We start from the raw sequence: 24,520 nt of genomic DNA, 5'->3' as shown, positions 1-24,520 counted from the left end.
GCACTGCAGCTTCAGTACATAGCACCTGATGATGTGGTACTAAGCCCGAAGCTGCTTAAGCATTAAACGATAAAAATACAAGCCACCATATCCCGGACAACTTTCACATCATCATGTCCGACCTGTAGGAGTTAGTCTTGCAAGTCGATCTCCCAGAGGTCTGTTTGCTGTACCCGGTTTATGGAGTTTCTTATAAATTCATATTTATTTTAGCACGTAATGGCGCAAATGTGATGAAAAATTTCTTTAAATCAGTACGTTTTTTAATGGTACGTGGGATTTAGTCTTGCATACAGGGTTCAGTTTTGGAATTCACGATCCATGATTCTCCCATTACGCTTGTGACACAACACGGAGATTTCCATTCAACTTACCATATGGTATCATAACCATCAGGCATGGCTGTTACTGTCACTTCGGTATACTGGCTGTGTTTATTTTAGTGTCTCCAGTATTTCCAGAGATTTAAACTTTTTATCCACATACACATCCCGGTACCTGTCCATGACTTTAGCCAGCTGCTCCAGAACTTCCTCTTTCACATTAAAGGTATACAGTTTCTCTATTTTGCTAGTTTCAATGTATTGCATACTATATAACGTAGAACCATCCAGACGCATCCCATCGATCACATCATGGCCGCATTCCGAACAAACTATCCCCCCTTTATTCACACTGAAAACCGCAGGCCGGTCTTTATCCCCGCACACCACACACTGGAATACCTGAGGACCTTCCCCGTTAATACAGTAAGCCCTCAGTTCAAATATGTAACGGATCAGCCGGTTCGGAATATGGGGATTCGAGAGGGCCCTGAGCGTCTGGTATAAGAGTTTCAGCATTTCCCGTTCATCATTGAATTCTTTTGTATAGTAATTCGCAAATTCAAGAAAATAAAACCCATAGTAAGCCCCAATCATATCATTTCTTAGTTCCGAAAAATAATTTGTAATATTGGCGGACTGTATCGTATGTGATGTCCGCCCTTCATACATGGTGAATTCACCGAACGTAAAGGGATTTACCGCCCCCACCAAAGGACTGTTCGGACGTCTCGAGCCCTTAGCGAACGCGGCTATTTTCCCTTGTTCTTTTGTCAATATGACGACTCTTCTGTCATACTCTCCAACCGGAGCTGTAGACAGTACCATTCCTGTCAGTACAATCTGATTCACGGTTCCCTACCTCATTGTTTCTTTCCTTATTAAGTCCAGATGTACCGCTTTTCTGCTCCATCCTGTAACTTAAATAATCTTCCACCTTTCCAGTGGATGTAAACTGCTGCCAGTATTCCTTCTCCATCAGATCACCTCTTCTTCAGTCATATCTGCCCGCGCGGCATGTATTACGATGTGCGCTTTGGGTATAATATTAGGTTCTCCGATTCAGACAGCAGTATACCTCGTAAAATATACCAGTACTATTTTGTCAAAATGCCTTGACAATCACCGGGCAAAACGATTCATTAATTTTCTTCTTCCCGGTATCCGAAATTCTTCATCAGGAAATCGCTGTCACGCCAGTTTTTCTGTACCTTAACCCACAACTTCAGGTTCACCTTGCAGTCCAGCAGGCGTTCGATCTCAAACCGCGCCGTACTGCCAATTTTCTTCAACATGCTTCCCTGCTTCCCAATAATAATCCCTTTGTGGGAATCTCGCTCGCAGATAATCGTTGCATCTATATGCATCACCTTTTTCTGCATCTTCATACTGTCGATCGCAACCGCAATCCCATGCGGAATTTCTTCCTGCAGACTGTGCAGTGCTTTTTCCCGTATCAGTTCCGCTACAATCTGGCGTTCCGGCTGGTCCGTAATTGTATCTTCGTCATAAAATTGTGGCCCATAAGGAAGATACTGCATAATCACCTTGACCAGTTCATCCGTGTTATCCCCATTCCTCGCAGAAACCGGGACAATCTCTGCAAAATCATATTCCTTACGGTAGACATCAATATAGCTCAGAACTTCTTCCTTCTTTACCATATCAATTTTGTTGATAACGAGAATAACCGGCGTTTTCACATTCTTTAGTTTCTCAATAATATGCTGTTCCCCTGCGCCGATAAAATCCGACGGCTCCACCAGCCACAGTACAACATCCACTTCATTTAAAGTCTTCTCTGCTACATTCACCATATATTCACCAAGCTTATTCTTCGCCTTGTGAATTCCCGGTGTATCCACAAAAACAACCTGCCCCTCATCCGTTGTCAGCACCGTCTGTATACGGTTCCTCGTTGTCTGGGGCTTATTCGATGTGATAGCGATCTTCTGCCCGATCAGCTGGTTCATCAACGTAGATTTCCCCACATTCGGCCGTCCGATCAAAGTAACAAAACCCGACTTAAAATTATCCTTCATTCGTTCTCCTCTCATTTAGGTACACCACTTAACTCAATTTGGGACGTAGTAAAACTGAAAAAGATTACGTCCCTAAAAAAGGGTTTTTACTTCTTTGAATAGTGTTTTCTGTTCCTCTATTTTTTCTTCCCCGCCGATTACGCAGAGCTGCCCAGCCTTGAGCACTGCTGCCACGACATCGGCCAGTCTGCGTATATCTTCCTGCTGTGCCCCTAAGATTTCCATCCGTTCTTTTTTGACCATTTCTTCAGTGACATGGTTCATATACAGGCTCATCGAGCGGTCTCCCTTTGCGGAAGGGTTCATCGGGCGGTCGATATTGCTGATTGTACCGATCACGTACTTTGTCATATCCCGCTCATCCACAGTGAAGTTCTTCAGGTAATCTACGATTCCTTCGTAAACTTCAATTGTTTTCTCGAGGTTCGGATCACGGTAGGATATAAAGTATCCTTCCCCGAGTCTGTTGAAGCTGCTCATGCAGCCGTATGCGCCGCCTTTGACGCGGATATTCTGCCACAGGTAGTCGTAACTTAGGATTACCTTCAGTATCTGAAGTGCACCGTTGTACTCGGCGCCGTGGTCGATGAAGTTTCCGACTCTGGCCACATACTGTACTTTGGAAGAGGTCTTGAAGCCTTCATTTCTTTTATGGCAGTGGATGATGCATGGTGTCTCTTCACCCACAGGTTCCTCATGCAGGCTCTTTGTAAGTTCCCGGATCCCCTCATATGCAGGCTCAAGCCCATCTACGGAAGCGGTATAACTTACCATCATGTTGTCTGTCCTAAAGAGCTTTGCAGCCAGTTCCTTCAGGTTCGCAATCAGTTCGCCCTTCTTCTCCTCAAAGTGTTCCTCAATCTCCTTTACGGCCTCGTAATATCCGATTCCGTCCACATCATCCTTGAACTTTGCCAGCGGAGAGTCATAGGAAAGTGCACGCAGTGCGGCAGTTGTGTGTCCGGATGACAGAAAACTCATCTGCAGCCTGGACTTCAGCATGGACAGGATCTCTTTCAGACGCTTCTCATCGTCCAGCCTGGACTCCATCAGAATCTCGCGCATCATTTTGAAAAGGACATCCATTTTCGGATACAGTGCTTTTCCTTTAATCTCAAATGTGGCACGGAAGTCTTTTTCTTTGACCTTTGTCACATCCGCATATAACTCAAGGGAAGTCCCGATTCCACCGGTATGCACATTGATCTCATTAAACAGTTCCCCGTACTCATAGTTCGTCGTATCAATCAGGCCGAGCACTGCCTGCAGCAGTCCTGCATAGGCAAGCTTTTCCTCCGGCACACAGGATAAATCGAACATCAGCGTCAAATAACCGATTCCGTTCGTATCGACATCATGATAGACCATCTTCGTCCCGTCCACATCTTTTTCTTCATTATAAATAGGGGCAGTCTCTTTCGAAATATCTTCCCTGCGAAGGACCGGGATCTTCTCCATATCTTCCTTCGAATCTTCCTCTTCCTGATACTCAATCAGTGCCTTCGTATCCCGGACAAGCTTTTTCACTTCCTCATCACTTAAACCCGCCTTATAGTTCTGGAGTTTGTCATCCAGTTCCTTATCCAGACGCGCGGTTCTTCCCTTTTCCGGCTTCACGATCACGACAGAAGCGTGCGTATTATCCAGCAGGTACTTCTGAATCAGTTCTTCAAAATAACCGGTCCCCACCTGTGCTTTCAGAAATTCAAACGTCGGAATTGCCTGCATATGGATAAATGGCTTATCCTCTGCATACAGCCAGCTGTCAAAGAGCTGAAGTCCATACATCATTCCCTTCGGATAGCTGCCGAAATCGGCCTCACGGAAACGGAATTCATGATAATTGATTCCTGCCTCCAGTGCCTTCTTGTCAATACCGTTCTCCACCAGATTCTTCAGCGTATTCTCAATCACATCCAGAAAATCTTCCTTCTGCTCCAGATTAGCATTTTTTGCAATCACAGAAAAAATAGGCTGCAAAATCCCGTTGTCATAGGATCCCATGATGTCTTTTCCAATCCCCGCATCCACAAGTGCCTTCTTAAGCGGTGCGCCCGGGGCAGACAGAAGCGCATAATCCAGAATCTGGAACGCAAGGTACAGCTTCTCATCCAGACTTGTCCCGATCACCTTATTGTAAGAAAGATAGGTATTGTCCTCCTCCGGCTCCTCACTGGAGATCGAATATTCCATCTCAATTTCTTTCACAGCTTCAAATGGTTCCTGATAACGGATCTCGGAATCCACTTCGACTTTATCAAACTTACTCAGATATTCACGGTCCAGCCACTTAAGCTTTTCCTCCATATCCATGTCACCGTACAGATAGATATAACTGTTGGAAGGATGGTAATATTTCCTGTGGAAATCAAGGAACTGCTCATAGGTCAGTTCCGGAATCACATCCGGGTCCCCGCCTGATTCATTCGCATAAGAAGTATCTGGAAACAGGGAATTCAGAACCATGCGGTCCAGCACACCCTCGGGTGAGGAAAACGCCCCCTTCATCTCATTGTAAACAACTCCATTGTACCCGAGCTTGTCCTCTTCACTGTCCAGCTTATAGCTCCAGCCCTCCTGACGGAAAATCTCCTCATGCTCATAGATATTCGGATAAAGAACCGCATCCATATACACATGCATCAGGTTCTGGAAATCCTTGTCATTGCAGCTTGCAACCGGGTAAATCGTCTTGTCCGGGTAAGTCATCGCATTTAAAAATGTATTCAGCGACCCTTTCACAAGCTCCACAAACGGATCTTTCACAGGGAAATCCCTTGAACCACATAAAACAGAGTGTTCCATAATATGCGGAACACCCGTACTGTCAGACGGCGGAGTCCTAAAACCGATAGCAAATACTTTATTGTCATCGTCATTCTCCATCAGGAGAATCCTCGCCCCGCTCTTTTTATGTTTAAAAAGATAGCCTTTCGATTTTAAATCAGATAAGTTTTCCTGCTGTATCAATTCATATGCATTCAAATCCAAAATACTCACATTACACCTCACTTTTTATTCGATGCTCCTATTATAGCATCTTCCCAAACACAATAAAAGGGGTCTGCATATGTCAAATGTTTTCTCCATGCAGAAAAAATGTGAAAAAAACAGCCTGTGGAGCAGACATTATGCCCCCAGGCCATTATGAAAAACGGAATATTCTATTTCCTTCCCCTGTATTTTTTCAGATTCTCATACAGAAGTCTCACAATCAGATTGATAAACAGCAGAAGCATACACATCGCTGCCGCCGGAGCGGTCTGTCCCGCACCCTCCATGCTTACGATGACAACGGATGCGATCGGTGCCGCCGGTGAGAACAGAAAGACCACTGCGGATACGGTCACAAGTGAGTTCACGAAGAAGTATACCCACATCTCGCAGATTGCGGGCATGCATAAAGGTAAGGTAACACGCCCCAGTGTCTTATAAAACGGAACCGCTAATGATTCCGAGACGGTTTCGAACTCTTTGTCCAGTCCCTTCAGCGCCGTTGTTGCCGTGGAGAATGGAACGGAATAAAAGTGGATCATATTGGCAAGAACAATAATCCAGATGGTCCCGTATATGCCGTGGAACGGATTCTGCAGCATATACCCATCAAGGAACGGAATCTGAAAGTACGGTGCATTAAAAAACATAATAAAACTCAATCCCACCACGGTACCCGGAATTGCAAGCGGAGTGATCGACAACAGGTAGGCCGCCCTCCTGCCCGTCTTGAATTTCTGGTTCTTCTCGATTACATAGGCGCCAATAAATGTGATGCATGTTCCAAGGAATGCCGAGATCAGCGATATCAGAATAGAGTTCTTAAAAGCTGTGAAACCATTCCCAGATGATACCTTGCTTAAATCATAGTTTGAAAGTGTAAATGTCAGGTTATAAGGCCACAGCTTTATCACGGAGGCAAACAGTGCCACGGCGAAAAACAGCATCATGGCAACCGTCACCAGAAGGCAGAATAAGGTGGCCGCTGTATCCGAGGTGCGGTGCGGCTTGATCTGGTACGGCACGGATTTGGCGCTGATTGCGGCGCTCTGCTTCTGGCTGGTGATCCGGTCTACCGCGAAGGACAGGACGGCCGGGAATAACAGGATGATTCCGACCACGGCCCCCATGTTGAAATTCTGCTGCCCGACGACCTGCTTATACACATCCGTCGCCAGAACATTATAATTGCCCCCGACAACCGACGGGGCCCCGAAATCGGTAAAGCTGTATGTAAATGCCACGAAAATCGCGCTGATCAGACCATATTTTACATTCGGGATCGTAATGGTAAACATTTTTCTTATGGCTGATGTCCCCATCGTATCCGCCGCCTCATACAACCGGTTATCCGCCGCCGAAAACGCCACCATCAGGATCGTGGTCGCCACCGGGAAGCAGTAGATACTCTCCGCGATAATAATGCCCACTTTCCCGTAAAGTGGAATCTGAAGTCCCAGGCCTGTCAGGATTCCCTTATTTCCAAACAGATAGATCAGTGCGATACCCAGCAGCATCGTTGGTGCAAAGATCGGTATCATGCCGATATATCTGAAAAACCCCTTCCAGGGTACATTTTTTCTGGAAAGCGCATAGGAAAAAAAGAAAGCCATTGTCACGGATATTATAGTAGAAACGATTGCTATAAAAAATGTATGTGAAATGGAATAAACCATTGACTTGCTCTGAAAATATTTCATAAACTGGTCAAGTCCGACAAATGCCCCGTCTTTATTCTGGAATGCCTTCATAAAGAGGGTGCACAGAGGAAATACCAGAAACAAAACGAGAAATAAAACAACGCAGCAGATCAGGATTCCCCTGACAATGTCTTCCTTCGTCCCCCCTCTTATTTTTGCTTTTATACGTTCCATGTCATGTTAATCTCCTTCCCCATCATGCTGATTCAAAACACAGCAGTTCTTCTTTCGGCAAATTCACGTACACATTCTCCCCCACCCTGAATTTCATCTCTTTTGCCGTCTGGAAAGGAACATCCACATACAGAACCATATCTCCGTAAAGAACATGGCTCACCTGAACAGAAACACGGTCATAAAAACCTCTGAATTCGATATCCGTGATCCTGCCGCGGAGCACATTGTCAGACGGGTTTCTTGTGATTTCTATTTTTTCAGGACGTATTGCAACACGCTCATAATTTCCAAGGTCATATACTTTGCTTTTTTCTTTATCAATAAAATTAATAGAACCGATAAAATCCGCCACAAACGGATTCTCCGGGTGTTCATAGATTTCTTCCGGCGTTCCTTCCTGCATCACGACCGCCTTATTCATCACGACAATTCTGTCCGCCATAGTCAGTGCCTCATCCTGGTCATGTGTTACCATGATCGTCGTCAGGTTCAATTCTTTCTGTATATTGCATATTTCTTTCCGCAGGGAGATACGCACCTTCGCATCCAGCGCGGACAGTGGTTCATCCAGAAGGAGAAAATCAGGTTCCGTCGCAAGCGCCCTGGCCAGTGCGACCCTCTGCTGCTCCCCTCCGGACATCTGGGACGGAAGCCGGTCCTTTGCACTCGTCAACTTGATCATTTCAAACAGCCGGTCTACGCGCTCCTGGATATCCTTGCTCTTCATCTTCTTATTACGCAGTCCGTATGCCACATTTTCAAACGCAGAAAGATTCGGGAAAAGGGCGTATGACTGGAACATAATACCGAAATTCCTTCTGGAAGGAGGAAGGTTCGTCACATCTCTGTCATTGATATAGATCTTACCTTCACTCGGCCTGTCCAGACCGGCAATCAATCGCAGTAGCGTTGATTTGCCGCAGCCTGACGGGCCAAGCAGGCAGACAAATTCGCCTGCCTGGATCTGTAAGTCTACGTTATTCAATGCTACGTTCTTATCAAATACCTTTGAAACGCCGCTAATTTTTAAACTTACACTCATAGTCCTGCCTCTAACCTTCTTCCTGAGCACTCTTGGAATCGTATTTCTCCGTCCATGTTTCAAGTACTGATTCCCTGTCCTTTGCAGCCTTGTTAAAGTCCATGTCCGGAATCAGCTGGTCAATCGGATTCTGGGAATATCCTTCCGGAATATTGTCACCAACACCTGTTGCCACGATCGGATAGTTTGTCGCATATTTTTTCATTACATTCTCTGAAATCGCCCAGTCAAGAAACTTCTTAGAAATCTCTTTTTCCTGATCTTTCTTAATCAGAGCGTTCGCTTCCATGTCCCATCCGGAACCTTCCTTCGGGAATACAGCCTCACAGATGTCACTTCCTACTTCTTCGGCTGACTGGATACAGCGGTATCCGAAGGAAATACCAATTCCGTATTCCCCTGCTGCCGCAGATTTTGCCGGCTGGGAACCGGAGTGCATATAGACTGCAACATTTTCATGCAGCTTGTCCAGATAATCCCATCCCTCTTCGTCGCCGTATAAGTTCAGGATACCATTTACAGTCAGCAGCCCCGTCCCTGAGGATGCAGGGTTGGACATTACGATCAGGCCTTTATACTTCGGATCCAGCAGGTCTTCATAAGATTGGGGAACGGTATCAATCCCCTTGGACTTCAGTACTTCCTTATTTACAAGGAATGCTGTCTCCCATGCATCAATCCCGACCCAGGTCGGAATCTCCGCATCATCCTTGAATTCTGGCAGAATCTTATCAACGCCCTCGGGTGAATATCCCTCCAGCATATCATCCTGACCGAGCACGAGCAGGCTTGTTGCTGATAATCCCCATACTACATCCGCTACTGGATTGTCTTTTTCTGCAAGGAGCTTTGATGTAATAATACCTGTAGATTCCCTCGTAACATTTACAGTCACATCCGGGTTCTGCTCCTTGAACTCAGTCAGGTAATCCGCAACCTGCTCATCTTCCAGAGCCGTATAAACATTAAGTACATTCTCGTCCGCTGCCTGGGCAGTATCTTCTGTCCCTGTCCCGCTGGCATCAGCTTTCGTCACACATCCCGTCAGTACACTTACGGATAACATGGCTGCAAGAGCCAATACAATCATTTTCTTCATAACTACCTCCAAATAACTTTTTTAAGATTACAAACGAAGTATAGCGTCCAAATGTTGAATCTTCATCGGCTTTTTGTATAAATTATGTAAAATGATGTAAATCGTGGTTTTTTATGACAGGAAAAGGATCTCGCTGCTCTTATGGGCGGGAAAACCGCCAAGTTCTGTCCTTGTCTTTTCATAGCTGCCGTGGAAATCACTGCCGCCCGTCATGATGAGCTGATAGGTCCGGCAGTATTCCTCTACTCTTATCCTGTCATTTTTCCTGTGGGACGGATGGTTTAATTCGATTCCGTCAAGGCCGGCTTCTGTCAGGCGGTGAATGGAACTGTAATTGTTCTGCTGGCCGGGATGTGCCAGCACTGCACTTCCTTTATCTGCCTTAATCGCCTGTATGACATCCTCGGCCGCTGGGTAGGTGATATCAAAATCACAGGGGCCGTTGTTTTTAAAGATGTTGTGATATACCTCCCCAAACATCGTCTCTTCCTGTCCTGTTTTTACAAGATAATCCAGTATATGCTGCTTGTAAACGCCAGTCCTTCCCATCCTGGCCGCCTCTTCCTCAGGAACATGGTAACCGAGTGTGTTCAGTATTTCTATCTGTTTCAGGCAGTTTTCTGTCCTCTTCTTTAACGTCTCACGACCAATCGCCTCGATCTGGCGGTTGGTCTGATAACCATATCCTAAGATATGGACTTTCTTCTTTTTCTTATAATCATAGGCAGACATTTCTACTCCCGGGATTGCCCTGATCCCGTATTTTTCTGCCAGTTTTAGATGTTCTCCTGCACAGTCCGTGGTATCATGGTCCGTGAAGGCCAGATGTGTGATTCCTTTATCAAGGGCAAGCTTCAGGATTTCTTCTGCGTTCATACTGCAGTCGGACACATCTGTGTGTATATGTAAATCTGCTGCATACATTATAATGCCTCTCCTTTCTGGAAACTTCCTTTTGAAATATTATAAACATGGTCGCACAGCCCTTCCATGAACTCCAGATCATGGAATATACCGATCATGGATGTCCCCTCTTTTTTTAGTTTCATCAGCAGCTCCTTTACGAGCAGCTTTGTGTCATTGTCAAGGGAGGCCGTCGGCTCATCCAGCAGCAGCAGCCGGGGTGCTTTTACCATTGCATGTGCCAGGTTCAGGCGAAGTTTTTCTCCTCCGGAAAATGTATTCGGGTAGATGTCCCACAAGGTCTCACTCAGTTTAAAATACCGGAGCATCTCTTCCGCTTTTTCTACGGATTCCTTATAAGAAAAACCGGCATCCAGTGCACCGTTAATCACATGTTCCCTCGCTGTCGTTCTCGGCAGGATCGTCAGAAACTGGGAAACATACCCAAGCTCCACCTTCCTTAAGTGAATGATTTTTCTTTCATCCGCCCTGACCAGATCCAGCTTCCCGTAAGACAAAGAGTTATATACCACTTTCCCCGTGGTCGCGAGGTATGTGCGGTATATGCAGCGCAGGACCGTTGATTTTCCTGCCCCCGACGTCCCCACAATTCCGATAAACCCGCCCTTATTCAAAGTAAAGGTAATATCACTGCAGCTCTTGATTTCCCGATCCTGTTCATATAAATAAAATTGTTTCGACAATCCCTGTATTTCCAGTATCTTTTCCATCTCTCCTCCTAATCCGCCGCGCGGTAATGACATTCTGCCACACATTCACCATTGACAAACACAAACTCCGGGACCGGCCTTTTTCCCGAGGCATCCACTACGAGCAGGTCCGCCTTTTTCCCGATCTCAACAGAGCCCAGCATCCGGTCCAGCCCAACCGCCTTCGCAGGATTTATCGTCACATACCGGACCGCCTCCCACAGGGGGATGCCCTGCTCCTGATACAGATAAAAGACGGACTGGAGCAGGGCCTGCGGGTAATAATCAGAAACAAGAATGCCCGCCGCATTCTCCCGGATGGCATCCATTGCAGATAAATTACCCGAGTGTGATCCCCCCAGCAAAATATTTGGCGCCCCCAGAACGGTCATGAATCCTTCTTTTGAAGCAGCCTTTGCCACCTCTAAGGTGATCGGGAACTCACTGATTTTTATCCCAAGCTCCTTGTTCAATTCCAGCTTTTCTATTGTATCATCATCATGACTGGCTATGGAAATGCCCCTTTTCCCGGCCGTTTCTGCCAGTACTTTCAACTCATCCAGAGTAACAGTATTCTTATTTTTTTCCCGTTCCACCAGCTTTTCAAAATCTTCATCCGAAATCTTTTTTCCTTCCCCCGGCTGGTGTTTTCTGTATACATCCAGATTTTTATACTGCCCCTGTCCCGGGGAATGATCCATGAAGGAAAGCAGGTCGACGAAACCGTCCTCCAGCATTTTTTTGACATCCTCATAGCAGTCCAGATTGTCTATCTCGTAGCGCAGATGATACCTGTGGCGGATCAGTCTCTTCTTGTGCCTGTACCCGCTGATTAGTTCTGCCAGCCTTTTCACCTGCGGCGCTTTCCGGATTTCCTTTACATCCCAGGACCCGTCGCGGAACATGGAAATGGAATGGAACATCGTCGTAATTCCGCAGACGGCCAGCACCCGTTCCGCCTCACCAAGCCCCATTTCAAAATCCATGACCGCGGTGCTCCTCGGCTGGATATAGGCTTCAATCATGTCGGAATGAATGTCAATAATCCCGGGCATGATATAGCCCCCTTTTGCATCATATACGGATATGTCCCCTGTCATATCCATACTTCCCGCTCTTTGTATTCCACTGATCAGGCCATCCTCAAGAATGATGTCACAGCCGTCCAGAAGCTGTTCCTTTAGGATGATCCTGCCATTTGTAATGATTTTTTTCATTTCCCTCTCCTTATCACATTCTTTTCGCAGACTCCCCTAAGCCCAAAATCCCCTCAGGCTTACAGCAGGGAGTGCACCAGCTGCTGCGTATACGGCTGCTGCGGGTCATCCAGAATCTGGTCGGTCAGTCCCTGCTCGATTATTTTCCCGTCCAGCATGACGATAGTCCGGTCTGAGAGCATCCTGATGACCGCCAGATCATGGGACACAAGCATAATCGATATATGGAATTCCTGCCTGATCCTGCGTATTAGTTCCAGCACCTTCGCCTGTACGGATAAGTCCAGCCCGGTCGTCACCTCATCCAGCAGGAGGATTGCCGGGTTATTTGCCAGCGCCTTTGATATCTGTACGCGCTGCTGCATTCCGCCGCTGAAGTTTTTCGGGGGCTCTTTCTTTCTTGACTGCAGGATCTCTACGGCATCGAGCAGCTCCCCGACACGTTCATTCATCCCGGCATAGTTACGCCGTCCTGCCGCTATTAGTTTCTCTGCAATATTGCCGGCACTGGAATAGTCCATGCGCAGTCCCAGCATAGGGTTCTGGTACACCATCCCCATGACATGATTCTTGATATATTTTTTCTGCTGCAGGCTTTGTCCGAAAATATCCGTCCTGCCGTCTTCAAAATCCCGGAGATATCCTTTTCCTTCTGTAACAGGGAAGTCAAAATAAAGGCTCTTCATCAAAGTGGATTTCCCTGAACCCGATTCCCCGACAATGCCAAGTATTTCCCCTTCATAGAGTGTCACGTTAATATCATTGCATGCCCATACCGTCTTGCAGTGCGGACAGGTATTCTTCACCAGCCTGCTGCCATTTCTGCAGTACTCACAGGTCCTGCCGTAACGGACCGTCAGGTTCTTCACTTCCAGTACCGGCTGTTCCATCATGCCCCACGCTCCCTTCTTTTTTGGCAGAACCCGGTATCGCTGCATTCGTATACCGTTTCGCCTGTCTTCTCGTCAATGATTTCATCCAGATAAACGCCTGCCGCCCCACAGAGCCTGCAGTGTTTGCCTTCGAAATCCTCTGTCTGAAAAGGAACATCCTCGAAACACATGGACTCTATCTTTGTGTGGGGGGGAACTGCATATATTTTTTTCTCGCGCCCCGCACCGAACAGATACAGGGTGTCACTGTCATTCAGTTTCTGATTGTCGTATCTCGGGATCGGGCTGGGATTCATAACATACCGCCCCTCGGCCATGACCGGGTATTCCGAACTGATGCTGATCTCCCCGAACCGGGTCAGATCCTCAAACAGGGACAGCCACATGCCGCTGTATTCCGCTTCTGCATGCATCTGTTTTGTGACAGATTCTTTCGGTTCCACGATGCGTAAGGGCTCCGGGGTCGGTACCTGTAATACCAGAATCTGATCGTTTCTCATCGGAATCTCCGGAATACGGTGGCGGCTCTGGATGATGCTGGCCTCCTCTGAATCTGTAGTCAGTTCTACACCTGTGCACTCTTCGACCAGTTTCTTGATATTTACCGCATTCACACTGTCATCACTGCCCTGGTCAATGACTTTGAGTACATCTTCCTTTCCGATGATCGAAAGCGTGATCTGGATTCCCCCTGTTCCCCATCCCCTTCCGATTGGCAGCTCACGGGACCCGAACGGAACCTGATATCCCGGAATTGCCACTGCTTTTAAGATGCTCCTTCTGATTTCCCGTTTTGAGCCCTCATCAAGGAATGCAAAATTATAATGCTTCGCGTCAATCATTTTTCTCCTCCTGCTCATCCTCCTGTATTCTGACACGGTCCAGTTTTGACTGGAAGGTGACATAGTGCGGCAGCTTCAGATGGGAAATAAAGCCGCTCATTTCCAGACAGTCCCCGTGGGTCAGCACAAATTCCTCGTCCTGGGAAGGTGTGTTCCCCTCCGTTTCCAGACTCGCATCCGCAATGGACATCGCGATTGCTTTATTTTCATTTCTTCCGAAGATGAGTCCATATCCTCCGGAAAGTGTCATTTTATCAAACTCTTCCTCTGTTTCCGTGTGGGAGGGGACAAGCGCCTCGACCTCTGTGACCAGAATATCCCCGATACAGATTTCCTCAGATTCATCCAGTACATAGGGGATGCAGACTTCGACATAGCCGCAGCGCAGTTCAGAAACTGTTGGATGGACCGCCCCGTATCCCCGCATGGAACTGTAGGCCACCCCGCCAAGGAAACCGGCGTCACTCCTTGCAAATGTCTGCAGTCTCGCGCTTCTCGGTGCGGGAAATGTCAGCACATCGCTTGTCACATCGAACGGAGGGGTATTGTCCTCCTCTGTCTCCGCCAGCACCTTCTCTTTTTTCAGGATGTCCGTCACACGTCCGCAGCGGATATCATATCCTTCCTTTGCAACACTCCTGCCAGTATCTTCACTTACTTTTTCTTTCTTTTTTTGCTGCCGGTTGTTTTCTTCCCCATCCATGAGGGAAAAGTCCAGAAGGCGGTGGGAATAATCGTAAGTCGGTCCCAGTATCTGGCCTCCCGGTATATCCTTGAATGCCGCCGAAATTCTCCTGATCAGCCGCATCTTGGAGGTATCGACCGGCAGGGAATAATAATTCCTCGGGAGGGTGGAGCGGTATGCCCGCAGAAGGAAAACAGCCTCCTCCACGCTGCCCTCGCACTGTTTCAGCGCCAGTGCCGCATATTCCCGTGAATAAAATCCGGCTTCACTCATAATTTTGTCGATTAAAAGCCCCATGTTGTCTTTGATGCAGGACACACTGATATCAGTTTTACTGTCCCGGAATATCTCCAGCAGCTTCAGGGACTGTTCAATCGCCTCCCGGCCGCCGGTTACTGCTACATAAGCCATCTTTTTTCTCCTTTTCTGCTAATAAATGTGTCATGCCGGTATCAGTCTTTCAGCCTGCACAAACGTGGAACCCCCATGATGTTCCCCTTTGTATCCGCAAAGACCAGGTCTATTCCAAGCGGATATTCAATATGGAGGCTGTCACGCAGCGCAGTCACCTTTTTTATGTAAGGATACACATTGACCCAGAGCGTATCTTTGATCCCCGGCCCCTGTACCTTCATCTCCTCCGTCCCTTCTATCGCCGCGCACTTCAGGAATATAGTCGCCGATAACTGGGGGTCCGCATAAGTACCATGCTTTACATTCTTAAGGATCTGCTCCATAGAACCATAGTTCATTTCCGAAGAGAGAAACACATAATCCGCTTCGTCCAGACTTCCCTCATGGCATAAAGTCAGGCTGTGCAGCTCAGACGAAAGATCCGGATTTTTTTCCACATACATCGTTTCTTCATTATCGAGCAGCGTACACCCAAGAGCCATAAGCTCTGGATACGCATTTTCAAATTTTCCCGCCTGTACTCTGATATTCTCAATCCTCCCCGGATTGGACAGGGCATCCAGCAGTTTTCGAAACACCTGCTGCCCGTCAAACACAAAATCAAACTCATACGCCAATTTTAAATTCACTGCCATTGCCTATTCTCCCATCACATTAAAGTTCACCTTTGACTTTTGGACTGCAAGGTTCAATTCCGCCCGCTTTTCAGCCTGACGGTTTTCCAGCATCAAAAGCCGGTCCAGTATAACCTTCTTTTCATCCTGCCTGCCCTCCAGATTCAGAAAACCATCAATCACGGCTGCCGCCACAGCTTTCTCAAAATCATCCCCCGCTATCATTCCTGCCCCCTTCACACCATCCACAAGGACCATGCACTCTGACGCCAGCACCTCCCCGAGATAGAATAAGGACTTCTTTATCGATTCCCGGGCCTTCACCATAACCAGAGTTTTCTGCGGCTGCTTCATAATCTGCACCCTGCATCGTTCATAAACAATAGACGCAGTCTCTGCCACTTCCTCCTTAGACGCCCTCGCCAGAATCCTGGAAACCTCCCGTTTTGTCATCCATGTACCCTCCCAACTTCTATGAATAGAAACCTGTTTTTCCGCTTCTTTGTGCATCTTATTGCAGGTATGTAAAGTCGCCAACTAAATTGCGTAAACTCTCTGTAAAGTTGTCTGAATTGTGTTGTGTGCCTATATTTATGTTGATATAATCCAGAGGAAACCGGAAGGTACCGCAAAGGGGTCAGACCCCTTTGCGGGCCATTGTCTGAAATCTATGGGAGATGTGTGCAAATGAAGAAAAAATGGACATGGGAATCTATTGTAGATGTTTTAATTCGCGAATTTCAGGAATGTAAGTACAAAAAGGGGGAAAAGATGCCGAGCGAAAATAAGATGGCTGTCCGTTTCGGGGTGACACGCTCGGAAATACGAAAGGCGTATGAACGGCTGAAGGAGCTGGGATATGTGTATTCAATGCAGGGATACGGCAGCTTTTTTTCCGGGAAACGTGAGAAAATCCGGCTTTCTATGACGGATCAAAGTTTCTCCGAGAAAATGTCGGCTCTGAATCTTCATTTTGAGACGAAAAATATCGGCTGCCAGAAGCTTCGGGATGATTCGCTGATTCATTCCATGCTGGATGTTGATTTTAGTGAGCCGGTCTATAAAATTACACGGCTGCGCATTCTGGACGGTGAGCCCGCGGCGATCCATATCAGCTATATGGCGGAAGACTTATTCCCGTGTATCCGGGATGACGGAGCATCCGTCACTTCAGTATATGATTATATCCATAACTGCGGATATGTAAACCTGCACAGTGAAAACACGCAGATCACGGTTTCTTCCCTTAGTAAAAGGGAGCGTGCCCTTCTTGAAATCAAAGGATACGCCCCCAGTCTTGTGCTGACCTGCCGCTGTGTGACCCTGCCCTCCAGAACGGTTGTAGAAGTGGCACGCACGATTTACCGCAGCGACCGGTTTATATTTGAGATTTAATGAAACTAAACATGGTGCTCAAAGAGCATCCACGTTTTTCGTTGCTACGATGTCAACTCCGGTCCCGGCCGCGTTCTGAAGAATTACATCACCAATGCGTACAGGTGCTTCTGCCTGTGCGTTTTTTAATGCCTTCACACAGTCAAAGATTTTTCCCTTCGGAATATCCGTTTTCGTCTTCACGGAGACCATTTCCTGTACACCGCCTGTGACCCGTACGGTCGTCGTTACAATCCTCGTCGGATTTGTAACTTCTTTTCTTGCATAGCTGTCTCCTCTGGGACAGGTATTGCCTGTCACAGAAATCACTTTCCCTTCCTCTGTCTCCACACTCAGGGGACAGCCCATCGGACAGCCGATGCAGATTAATTCTCTTCGTTCCATCTTCTACGCCTCCTCTACCTGAATGCTAAGCTCCGCCGGTCTGGATAACCCCGCCAGCTGTGATTTTTTGATTTTAACTTCCTCCATCTCACCGGGCGCCATGACCGGGCGCTTCCTGTGGAGAATCCTCTCTCCGTTCAGATAAACACCAATATAGCAGTTCTTATATACACTGCCTACACGGAATCTTATGATCTGCTCCTTTCGCATTCTGTCAGGATGGATAAGGGACGGTACCGTATAGCGTACGCCGTTCTCCGGCTTTAATGCAACCGCGGCAGATGCTTCCTGACCCGCCGCCGAATCCGTTTTTTCATATGCTTCCGCTGTTCTCTGAGAGTTATCCACATAATGTGCCGCATTTTCCCCCGCCATCGCCGCCTCTTCGGAAACAAAATCAACCAGATCGTGAACATGCAGTACATTTCCACAGGCAAACACGCCTTCTATATCGGTCTCCAGACTCTCATTCACAACCGGACCTGAGGTTACAGGGTTCAGCGTCACGCCCATCTGCCCTGAGAGTTCATTCTCGGGGATCAGGCCAACAGACAATAGAAGGGTGTCACATTCATACTCTTCTTCCGTCCCCGGGACTGGTTTTCCCTTCCCGTCAACCGCAGCAAGTGTAATCCCCTCGACCCGTTCCCTTCCTTTGATGTCGGTCACGGTATGGCTTAATTTCAGCGGTATCCCGTAATCATCCAGACACTGCACAATATTACGTTTCAGCCCGCCGGAGTAAGGCATCAGTTCCGCCACCACCTGTACCTGTGCACCCTCCAGCGTCATACGCCTTGCCATGATCAGGCCGATATCACCGGAACCGAGAATTACTACTTTGCGCCCCGGGAGAAATCCTTCCATATTGACGAGCCGCTGAGCTGTTCCTGCCGAGTAAATCCCAGCCGGACGGTATCCGGGTATATTCAGGGCGCCTCTGGAACGTTCCCTGCATCCCATCGCAAGAATGACCGCCCCTGCCTGTATCTGATACATCCCCAGTTCCCGGCTCATAGCCGTCACTGTTTTGTCCAGGCTGATATCCATAACCATCGTATTCAGCCGGTATTCAATCTGGAGCTCACATGCCTGTTCAATAAACCGGGCCGCATATTCCGGTCCCGTCAGTTCCTCTTTAAATGTATGTAACCCAAATCCATTGTGGATACACTGGTTTAAAATTCCCCCCAGCTCCTTATCCCGCTCCAGTATCAGAATCCGCTGTGCCCCTGCTTTTCTTGCAGAAACTGCCGCTGAGAGTCCTGCCGGGCCGCCGCCGATAATCACAATCTCATATTGTTCCATGTTCTTTCCTCCCTGCCAAAAATATCCAAATCCGGTAATAATATCTAAATCCTGTCCTTGTTTGTTCCCACAATCAGTCTTGAACCGCCGCCGGACTTCGTGACTGCCTCCATCGGTTCCCCCAGTTCCCTCGCCAGTATCTCCATCGTACGCGGGGAACAAAAACCTGCCTGGCAGCGCCCCATGCCGGCCCTCGTCCTGCGCTTGACACCATCGAGCGAGCGGGCCCCCAGCGGCCTGTGGATCGCATCAAGAATCTCCCCTTCGGAAATCATTTCACAGCGGCAGATGATACTGCCGTAAGCCGGATTCTGCCGGATCAGTTCGTTTCTCTCCTCCATCGTAAGTTTAGACGGATCTAAAATCCCCTTCCGCTTCCCCTGAAAACCCGGATTCACTTCCAGATTCAGTTTATCTTTTAATATCCCGGCAACCATCTCTCCCACTGCCGGAGCACTGGTAAGCCCCGGCGATTCGATACCTGCACAGTCGATAAAGCCCGGGGCGTCCTGCACTTCTCCTATGACAAAATCATGCCGGTCCTCGTGGGCACGCAGACCTGCAAAACTGGTGATTACTTTCTTAAGCGGCAGGCCGCTGACATTCTGCCCCGCCTTCCCAGCGATCGCCGCAAGCCCTTCCGGCGTCGTATTCACACCGTCCTTGTCTTCAATATCCTCAGCCGTAGGCCCGACAAGCAGGTTGCCGTGGACCGTCGGCGTCACAAGCACCCCTTTCCCAAGTTTCCCGGGCAGTGCAAAGATCGTTCTCGAAACATGGTCACCCGCGCTCTTATCCAACAGATAATATTCACCTTTCCTCGGGGTGATATGCAGCTTTTCCCTGCTCACCATGTTGTGGAACTGATCTGCATATACACCGGCCGCATTCACAACATATTTTGTCTCATACACTCCCGCTGAAGTCTCCAGCAAAAATCCTTTTTCAGTCTTCCTGATATCCATAACCTCTGTATTAAAATAAAATTCAATGCCATTTCTATTTGCATTTTCGGCAAGGGCAATATTCAGTCCGAACGGGCATACAATACCGGCACTCGGTGCGTAAAGTGCCGCAATGACATCCTTTGTCACATTCGGCTCCAGTTCAAGCACCTGCTCTCTGTTCAGAATTTCAAGTCCCTGCACACCATTTAACTCTCCACGTTTCTTAAGCTCCTCCAGTGCCAAAAGCCCCTCTTCTTCCCTGCAGATCACCAGTGACCCTTTTCTGGAAAACGGGAAATCCAGCTCCTCTGCCAGCTCCCCCATCCTGTCATTTCCCCGGACATTCAGCTTTGCCATCAGGGTTCCCGGCGCCGCATCATACCCCGCGTGTACAATCCCGCTGTTTGCCTTCGAAGTACCGCAGCATACATCTTCCGCCTTTTCAAGGACACACGCCCTGACCTGGTATCTGGACAATTCACGGGCTGCTGCCGAACCAGAAACACCTGCGCCTATAATAATTACATCATACATCTTCATACCTCCCATATTCCTTTTAAACGAACAAAAACAGAGTCCGACAAATAAACATATCTGCTGATATGTCATCTGCCAGGCTCTGTTCTCATAGGCATACATTATAAATTTCTACGTCTATTATACACCCCGCCTTTTTAAATTACAACTCTAAATTCCATTACTATGGCAGCACATTCCCTGCCGCACCATATAATTCATACCACTCTTCTTTGGTGATTTCGATATTCTGCCCTTCTGCAATATTCCGGATCCTCTGTGGATTCATGCTTCCGATGATCGGCTGTATCTTCGCCGGATGGCGCAGTATCCAGGCGATCACGACTGCCGCCGGGGTCACGCCCTTTTCTTTGGCAAAATCGTCCAGTACCTGATTCAGTTCCGGGTATTTCTCATAATCCCCGATGAAGGTTCCTTCGAAGAATCCATGCTGGAATGGTGACCATGCCTGAATCGTAATGTTCTTATCACGGCAGTATTCCAGTACTTCACAGGAGCGTCCAACGGACTGGCCGTCATTCATGTTCATATAAATCTGCTGGTTAACCATCCATGTGTGCGCCGGGCTGAACTGGAGCTGGTTCACGATCAGCCGCTGGTTTAATTCCTTCTGGAGCAGCTTCACCAGTGCAGGAGATTCATTGCTGATACCGAAGTAGCGCACTTTTCCTTTGGAAGCCAGAATATCGAACGCCTCTGCAACCTCCTCAGGCTCAACCAGTGTGTCAGGACGGTGCAGCAGGAGGGTATCGAGGTAATCTGTCTTCAGCCTGCCAAGGATTGCATCAACCGCCTCAATGATATGTTCCTTTGAAAAATCATAGTACTGTTTACAGAACGGATATCTGCCGCGGCCTTTCCGGATTCCACATTTTGACTGAATGACCAGGTCCTCTCTGCGGATGTCTGTTCTTTCCAGTGCTTCTGCAAAGATTTCTTCTGACTTACCAAATCCATAACAGTCTGCATGGTCAAAAAATGTGATCCCTGATTCTACGGCTGCATCGATTACTTTCTGCGCATCCGCTACATCCAGATTTTCCATACGCATACATCCAAGGCCAATTGCGGATGCCTCTAAGGCGCCGCCTAATTTTATTGTTTTCATATTATACAAGTCTCCTTATCTTTCAATAACTTATTTTCACTGTACCGCTTTTCCTTTTCCCGAAGTCACTTACCCCTTCACCGAGCCGAGCATGATACCACTGACTATGTATTTCTGCAGGAACAAATACAGAAGCAGGATCGGAATCATTGTCAGGAGGAATAATGCAAATGCCAGATTCAACATAGATGTATTCGATGTAATAAATGTAAACTGAAGCAAAGGCAGTACATAATTCGCCGGCTTCGTCAGTACGATGAACGCCAGTCCGAAATCATTCCAGATACTCAGTGCATTGATGACAATTGAGGTCATGAAAATAGGTTTCAGAAGCGGCATGACAATCTTTACAAACATTTTCGGGATACTGGCCCCGTCAATCAGTGCTGCTTCCTCTATTTCCACCGAAATATTTTTTACGAATCCGGTCGTAATGATGACACTGTACCCGACCTGTGCCCCGACCTTCGCCAATATAAAGCCAAGGTTCGTATTCAGCAGTCCCATCCCCCTCAGTTCATCATACAGAGGGAACATATATGCCTGGATCGGCACAAGTAATGTAACAACCATCAGCGTGTAACAGATGGAATATATTTTTCCTTTCCTGCGTGCAATTGCATACGCCGCCATAGCGGAAATAAATACAATAAGTGCCGTACCTACCAATGTAGCAATCACAGTATTCATCAGTACTTTAAAGAAAGGCATTCCTGCGACATAAGTCTGGCGGATCGCTTCCGTAAAATTCTCAAAGTGCAGTTCTTTCGGCCACGCCAGACCGGTCTGTGCAATCTCCTGTTTTGTCTTAAGTGCATAATTCAGTGCCACATAAAACGGGCTCATAAAGAGAACCAGTACGGCAATCTTAAATATATTCTGTAATACAGAAGAGAGACGTTTTTTCCTTGTCATAGTTCTACCTCCCTCTTTCGTAATGTTTTCGATACAAAGTTAGTAATGATAAATACGACAATCAGCCATACCAGTGCGACCGCCTGCCCGTATCCAGCCTGATATCCCGGGAAGATCATCCTGTATACATAGACATTGATGGACTCTGATGCATCTCCTTTTACCGCTGTCATAGAGTAATCGAATAACTTCAGTCCCCAGGACAAAAGCAGCGTTACGTTAGCTGTAAATGCAGGTACTATCATCGGCATCGTAATTTTTCTGAACTGCTGGAACCTTGTCGCCCCTTCTATAGAGGCACTTTCGTACATACTTTCATCTACACCCAGAATAGCCGCTATGTAAATAATCATACAGTATCCGGAATCACGCCATATGGCAATCAGGGCAAGACCCGGAATTACCTGGCTGGGCACAGCCAGAGGGCTGGTCCATGAGAAGGTCTGGCATACCTGATAGATAAGGTACTGTACCATATATGATGATAAAACCAGACTGATTACAAAAGGCATAAAAAACAATGTTCTTAACAGGTTGTTTAACTTGGTTGCTTTCTTTACCGCAAGTGCCATAGCTAGCCCGATCACATTACAGATGACAGTTTCAATCGCTGTAAACAGGAGTGTATTCTTTAAATCCCTCGGGATATTGATATCACGCAGGATACGCTTGAAATTATCCAGTCCGACAAAGTTCGAAGTCTTGCTGAACCCGTCCCAGTCTGTAAAGGCAATCGGGATGCCACGGATTAATGGATAGTACAGGAAAACAATCATGAATAGTACCGTTGGCAGCAAAAATAGTAAATAAACCCGTTCTCTTTTCCAATACCGCTTCATACTTCCACCGTTCCTTTCCCAAGCTGTCCGCCTGCCCGCAGAACCTGTCTGGCACACCCTGCCGGGCAGCGGAAGCTTTCAAAACCAGATGCCCTTAAAAAGCGGAAAATCTGGAATCAACTTCATCGAGGAAGCCTGTTACAAATTCTTCGGAATCTTTCCCGTCACCATAAGCTGCGAGTCCGTCTGAAAAGAATTTCTGAGCCATGTTCTGCCACTCTGACAGGTAACTTCCGTCAAAATATTTAAGGTCGCCTTTGAAATAATATTCACCGTTATCAAAATATTTGTTAATATCCTGGTTGATCGGATCTGGATTCTCAATTTCAGCAACCAGTTTTGATGCTGAATAAGACTTGCTGTTATCCGCCCATATGCTTAGGCCTTCTGCTGAAGTTGCATATTTCATCCAGGCCAGCGCTGCTTCCGTATTGCCCTCTGCAGCGATCATCATGGCATCATCCACGCCGTAGCGGAGCTTATCTGTTGACTTGTCATCGCCCCACGGAACTGGGAATATTCCGATCTCTCCGTCAGGTGCGCCTTCACGCAGGATGCTTGCACAGAAGTTTCCGTGAATTGTAAATGCGCGGTCCATTGAGCAGAAGTTCTCATATGCAGTATCTCTGGTGATACTCATGTCATTTACTTCAATATATGGAATCAGCATCTCATATGCATTTTTCAATGCCTGCTTGAATTCCGGAACATCTTTGATTGAAATTTCTTTGTCCATAACCTTCTGGATTGCATCGGTATTGCCTCCCGCAATCAGGGCTGCATCCCAGAAAGTCTCCAGTGTGTAGTTACACGGATCTGTGTCTGCGCCGCCAAAGGCAACCGGTGTTACACCGTTTTCTTTTAAGGTATCACATACCTTGATCCATTCTGCTTTGGTTGTCGGAATCTCCAGGCCATACTTATCCAGCAGCTCCTGACGATAGAATACACCGTAGATTTCTTTATCATATGGTACGGACCATATTTTTCCGTCCAGTGTTACTTCTGCGCGGAGTTTTTCATCAAAGTCGTTGATAAAGTCCTCATTTGTCAGGTCATACACCTGTCCTGCCTTGACAAATTCGGGGAATTCTTTCGGACGTCCTGTGAAAATACTTGGAGGGTCGCCAGCAGACATTTCCTGTTTCAGCCGCTCTACATACTTGTCATAAGACAGGCAGATAATTTCAAACTTGTACTCCGGATGTGCTTTTTCCACTTCCCGGCTGATTGCTTCCAGCCCGGCTTTCTTGCCGGCCTCTCCGAACTGTGTCAGAATCTCTACAGTCTCGGTTTTTCCGCCGCCTTTACCGGAATTCTTATCTTCATCTTTAGAATCAGATCCCGATCCACATCCGGCAATCAGAGCCGCGCTCATCGTTACGCACAGTGCTGCCGCTGCAATTTTTGAGAATAAATCTCTTCTTTTCAT

The 24,520-nt window shown here is 47.3% G+C and carries 22 protein-coding genes; 1 reads left to right on the top strand and 21 read right to left on the bottom strand.

What is annotated here, in order from left to right; all coding sequences use genetic code 11:
- Window positions 1–434 precede the first annotated feature (434 nt).
- The 14 genes from recO to phnG all read right to left on the bottom strand — a co-directional run bounded on the left by recO (window position 435) and on the right by phnG (window position 16,108).
- Window positions 435–1,151 (bottom strand): DNA repair protein RecO, encoded by a 717-nt coding sequence (gene recO / locus A8806_RS10330; RefSeq protein ID WP_109731107.1) that lies wholly within the window; start codon window positions 1,149–1,151, stop codon window positions 435–437.
- Between the two features lie 314 nt (window positions 1,152–1,465).
- Window positions 1,466–2,365 carry a GTPase Era gene (era, locus tag A8806_RS10320; protein WP_109731105.1) on the bottom strand — a complete coding sequence of 300 codons (900 nt, stop codon included), beginning with the start codon at window positions 2,363–2,365 and terminating at the stop codon, window positions 1,466–1,468.
- A gap of 72 nt (window positions 2,366–2,437) precedes the next feature.
- Complete coding sequence (locus A8806_RS10315) at window positions 2,438–5,365, bottom strand: insulinase family protein (RefSeq protein WP_109731104.1); 2,928 nt, start codon at window positions 5,363–5,365, stop codon at window positions 2,438–2,440.
- 164 nt (window positions 5,366–5,529) lie between these two features.
- Window positions 5,530–7,233 carry a putative 2-aminoethylphosphonate ABC transporter permease subunit gene (locus A8806_RS10310; RefSeq protein WP_109731103.1) on the bottom strand — a complete coding sequence of 568 codons (1,704 nt, stop codon included), beginning with the start codon at window positions 7,231–7,233 and terminating at the stop codon, window positions 5,530–5,532.
- 22 nt (window positions 7,234–7,255) lie between these two features.
- Window positions 7,256–8,278 carry an ABC transporter ATP-binding protein gene (locus A8806_RS10305; RefSeq protein WP_109731102.1) on the bottom strand — a complete coding sequence of 341 codons (1,023 nt, stop codon included), beginning with the start codon at window positions 8,276–8,278 and terminating at the stop codon, window positions 7,256–7,258.
- A 10-nt stretch (window positions 8,279–8,288) separates the two neighbouring features.
- Window positions 8,289–9,377 carry a putative 2-aminoethylphosphonate ABC transporter substrate-binding protein gene (locus A8806_RS10300; protein ID WP_109731101.1) on the bottom strand — a complete coding sequence of 363 codons (1,089 nt, stop codon included), beginning with the start codon at window positions 9,375–9,377 and terminating at the stop codon, window positions 8,289–8,291.
- A 111-nt stretch (window positions 9,378–9,488) separates the two neighbouring features.
- Window positions 9,489–10,301, bottom strand: a complete 813-nt coding sequence (locus A8806_RS10295) for a PHP domain-containing protein (protein ID WP_109731100.1) — start codon at window positions 10,299–10,301, stop codon at window positions 9,489–9,491.
- Window positions 10,301–11,011: a phosphonate C-P lyase system protein PhnL gene (locus A8806_RS10290; protein ID WP_109731099.1), complete on the bottom strand. Its 711-nt coding sequence runs from the start codon at window positions 11,009–11,011 to the stop codon at window positions 10,301–10,303. Before A8806_RS10290 ends, A8806_RS10295 begins: the two co-directional genes overlap by 1 nt.
- Window positions 11,012–11,019: 8 nt before the next feature.
- The gene (locus A8806_RS10285) at window positions 11,020–12,207 is read right to left on the bottom strand and encodes an alpha-D-ribose 1-methylphosphonate 5-triphosphate diphosphatase (protein WP_109731098.1); all 1,188 of its coding nucleotides are present in this window, start codon (window positions 12,205–12,207) and stop codon (window positions 11,020–11,022) included.
- Window positions 12,208–12,266: 59 nt separating this feature from the next.
- Entirely contained in the window at window positions 12,267–13,100 is an 834-nt protein-coding gene (locus A8806_RS10280; protein WP_330405326.1) for an ATP-binding cassette domain-containing protein, read from the bottom strand.
- Entirely contained in the window at window positions 13,097–13,942 is an 846-nt protein-coding gene (locus tag A8806_RS10275; RefSeq protein WP_109731097.1) for an alpha-D-ribose 1-methylphosphonate 5-phosphate C-P-lyase PhnJ, read from the bottom strand. Before A8806_RS10275 ends, A8806_RS10280 begins: the two co-directional genes overlap by 4 nt.
- Window positions 13,935–15,038: a carbon-phosphorus lyase complex subunit PhnI gene (locus A8806_RS10270; RefSeq protein WP_109731096.1), complete on the bottom strand. Its 1,104-nt coding sequence runs from the start codon at window positions 15,036–15,038 to the stop codon at window positions 13,935–13,937. Before A8806_RS10270 ends, A8806_RS10275 begins: the two co-directional genes overlap by 8 nt.
- A 41-nt stretch (window positions 15,039–15,079) precedes the next feature.
- Window positions 15,080–15,676, bottom strand: a complete 597-nt coding sequence (gene phnH / locus A8806_RS10265) for a phosphonate C-P lyase system protein PhnH (protein ID WP_109731095.1) — start codon at window positions 15,674–15,676, stop codon at window positions 15,080–15,082.
- Between the two features lie 3 nt (window positions 15,677–15,679).
- Window positions 15,680–16,108 carry a phosphonate C-P lyase system protein PhnG gene (gene phnG, locus A8806_RS10260; protein ID WP_181368656.1) on the bottom strand — a complete coding sequence of 143 codons (429 nt, stop codon included), beginning with the start codon at window positions 16,106–16,108 and terminating at the stop codon, window positions 15,680–15,682.
- Between the two features lie 234 nt (window positions 16,109–16,342).
- Here phnG and A8806_RS10255 point away from each other — a divergent pair, with 234 nt between their 5' ends.
- Window positions 16,343–17,050 (top strand): GntR family transcriptional regulator, encoded by a 708-nt coding sequence (locus tag A8806_RS10255; protein WP_109731093.1) that lies wholly within the window; start codon window positions 16,343–16,345, stop codon window positions 17,048–17,050.
- Between the two features lie 18 nt (window positions 17,051–17,068).
- Here A8806_RS10255 and A8806_RS10250 read toward each other — a convergent pair whose 3' ends face one another.
- The 7 genes from A8806_RS10250 to A8806_RS10220 all read right to left on the bottom strand — a co-directional run bounded on the left by A8806_RS10250 (window position 17,069) and on the right by A8806_RS10220 (window position 24,520).
- On the bottom strand, window positions 17,069–17,434 hold the full coding sequence (locus A8806_RS10250; protein ID WP_109731092.1) for a DUF1667 domain-containing protein: 366 nt from the start codon (window positions 17,432–17,434) through the stop codon (window positions 17,069–17,071).
- Between the two features lie 3 nt (window positions 17,435–17,437).
- The gene (locus A8806_RS10245; protein ID WP_109731091.1) at window positions 17,438–18,742 is read right to left on the bottom strand and encodes an NAD(P)/FAD-dependent oxidoreductase; all 1,305 of its coding nucleotides are present in this window, start codon (window positions 18,740–18,742) and stop codon (window positions 17,438–17,440) included.
- Between the two features lie 44 nt (window positions 18,743–18,786).
- Window positions 18,787–20,223, bottom strand: a complete 1,437-nt coding sequence (locus A8806_RS10240; RefSeq protein WP_109731127.1) for an NAD(P)/FAD-dependent oxidoreductase — start codon at window positions 20,221–20,223, stop codon at window positions 18,787–18,789.
- Window positions 20,224–20,389: 166 nt separating this feature from the next.
- A complete protein-coding gene (locus A8806_RS10235; protein WP_109731090.1) occupies window positions 20,390–21,334 on the bottom strand; it encodes an aldo/keto reductase in 945 nt (314 codons plus the stop codon).
- A 69-nt stretch (window positions 21,335–21,403) separates the two neighbouring features.
- Window positions 21,404–22,249 carry a carbohydrate ABC transporter permease gene (locus A8806_RS10230; RefSeq protein WP_109731089.1) on the bottom strand — a complete coding sequence of 282 codons (846 nt, stop codon included), beginning with the start codon at window positions 22,247–22,249 and terminating at the stop codon, window positions 21,404–21,406.
- Window positions 22,246–23,088, bottom strand: coding sequence for a carbohydrate ABC transporter permease (locus tag A8806_RS10225; protein WP_109731088.1), 843 nt, complete (start codon window positions 23,086–23,088; stop codon window positions 22,246–22,248). Before A8806_RS10225 ends, A8806_RS10230 begins: the two co-directional genes overlap by 4 nt.
- Before the next feature lie 94 nt (window positions 23,089–23,182).
- Window positions 23,183–24,520 carry an ABC transporter substrate-binding protein gene (locus tag A8806_RS10220; protein WP_109731087.1) on the bottom strand — a complete coding sequence of 446 codons (1,338 nt, stop codon included), beginning with the start codon at window positions 24,518–24,520 and terminating at the stop codon, window positions 23,183–23,185.

Origin of the sequence: Faecalicatena orotica (assembly GCF_003149245.1) — a bacterium.
GTDB lineage: Bacteria > Bacillota > Clostridia > Lachnospirales > Lachnospiraceae > Faecalicatena_A > Faecalicatena_A orotica.
The sequence above is the reverse complement of the archived record's forward strand: the minus strand, read 5'-3'. Positions and strand labels throughout refer to the sequence as shown.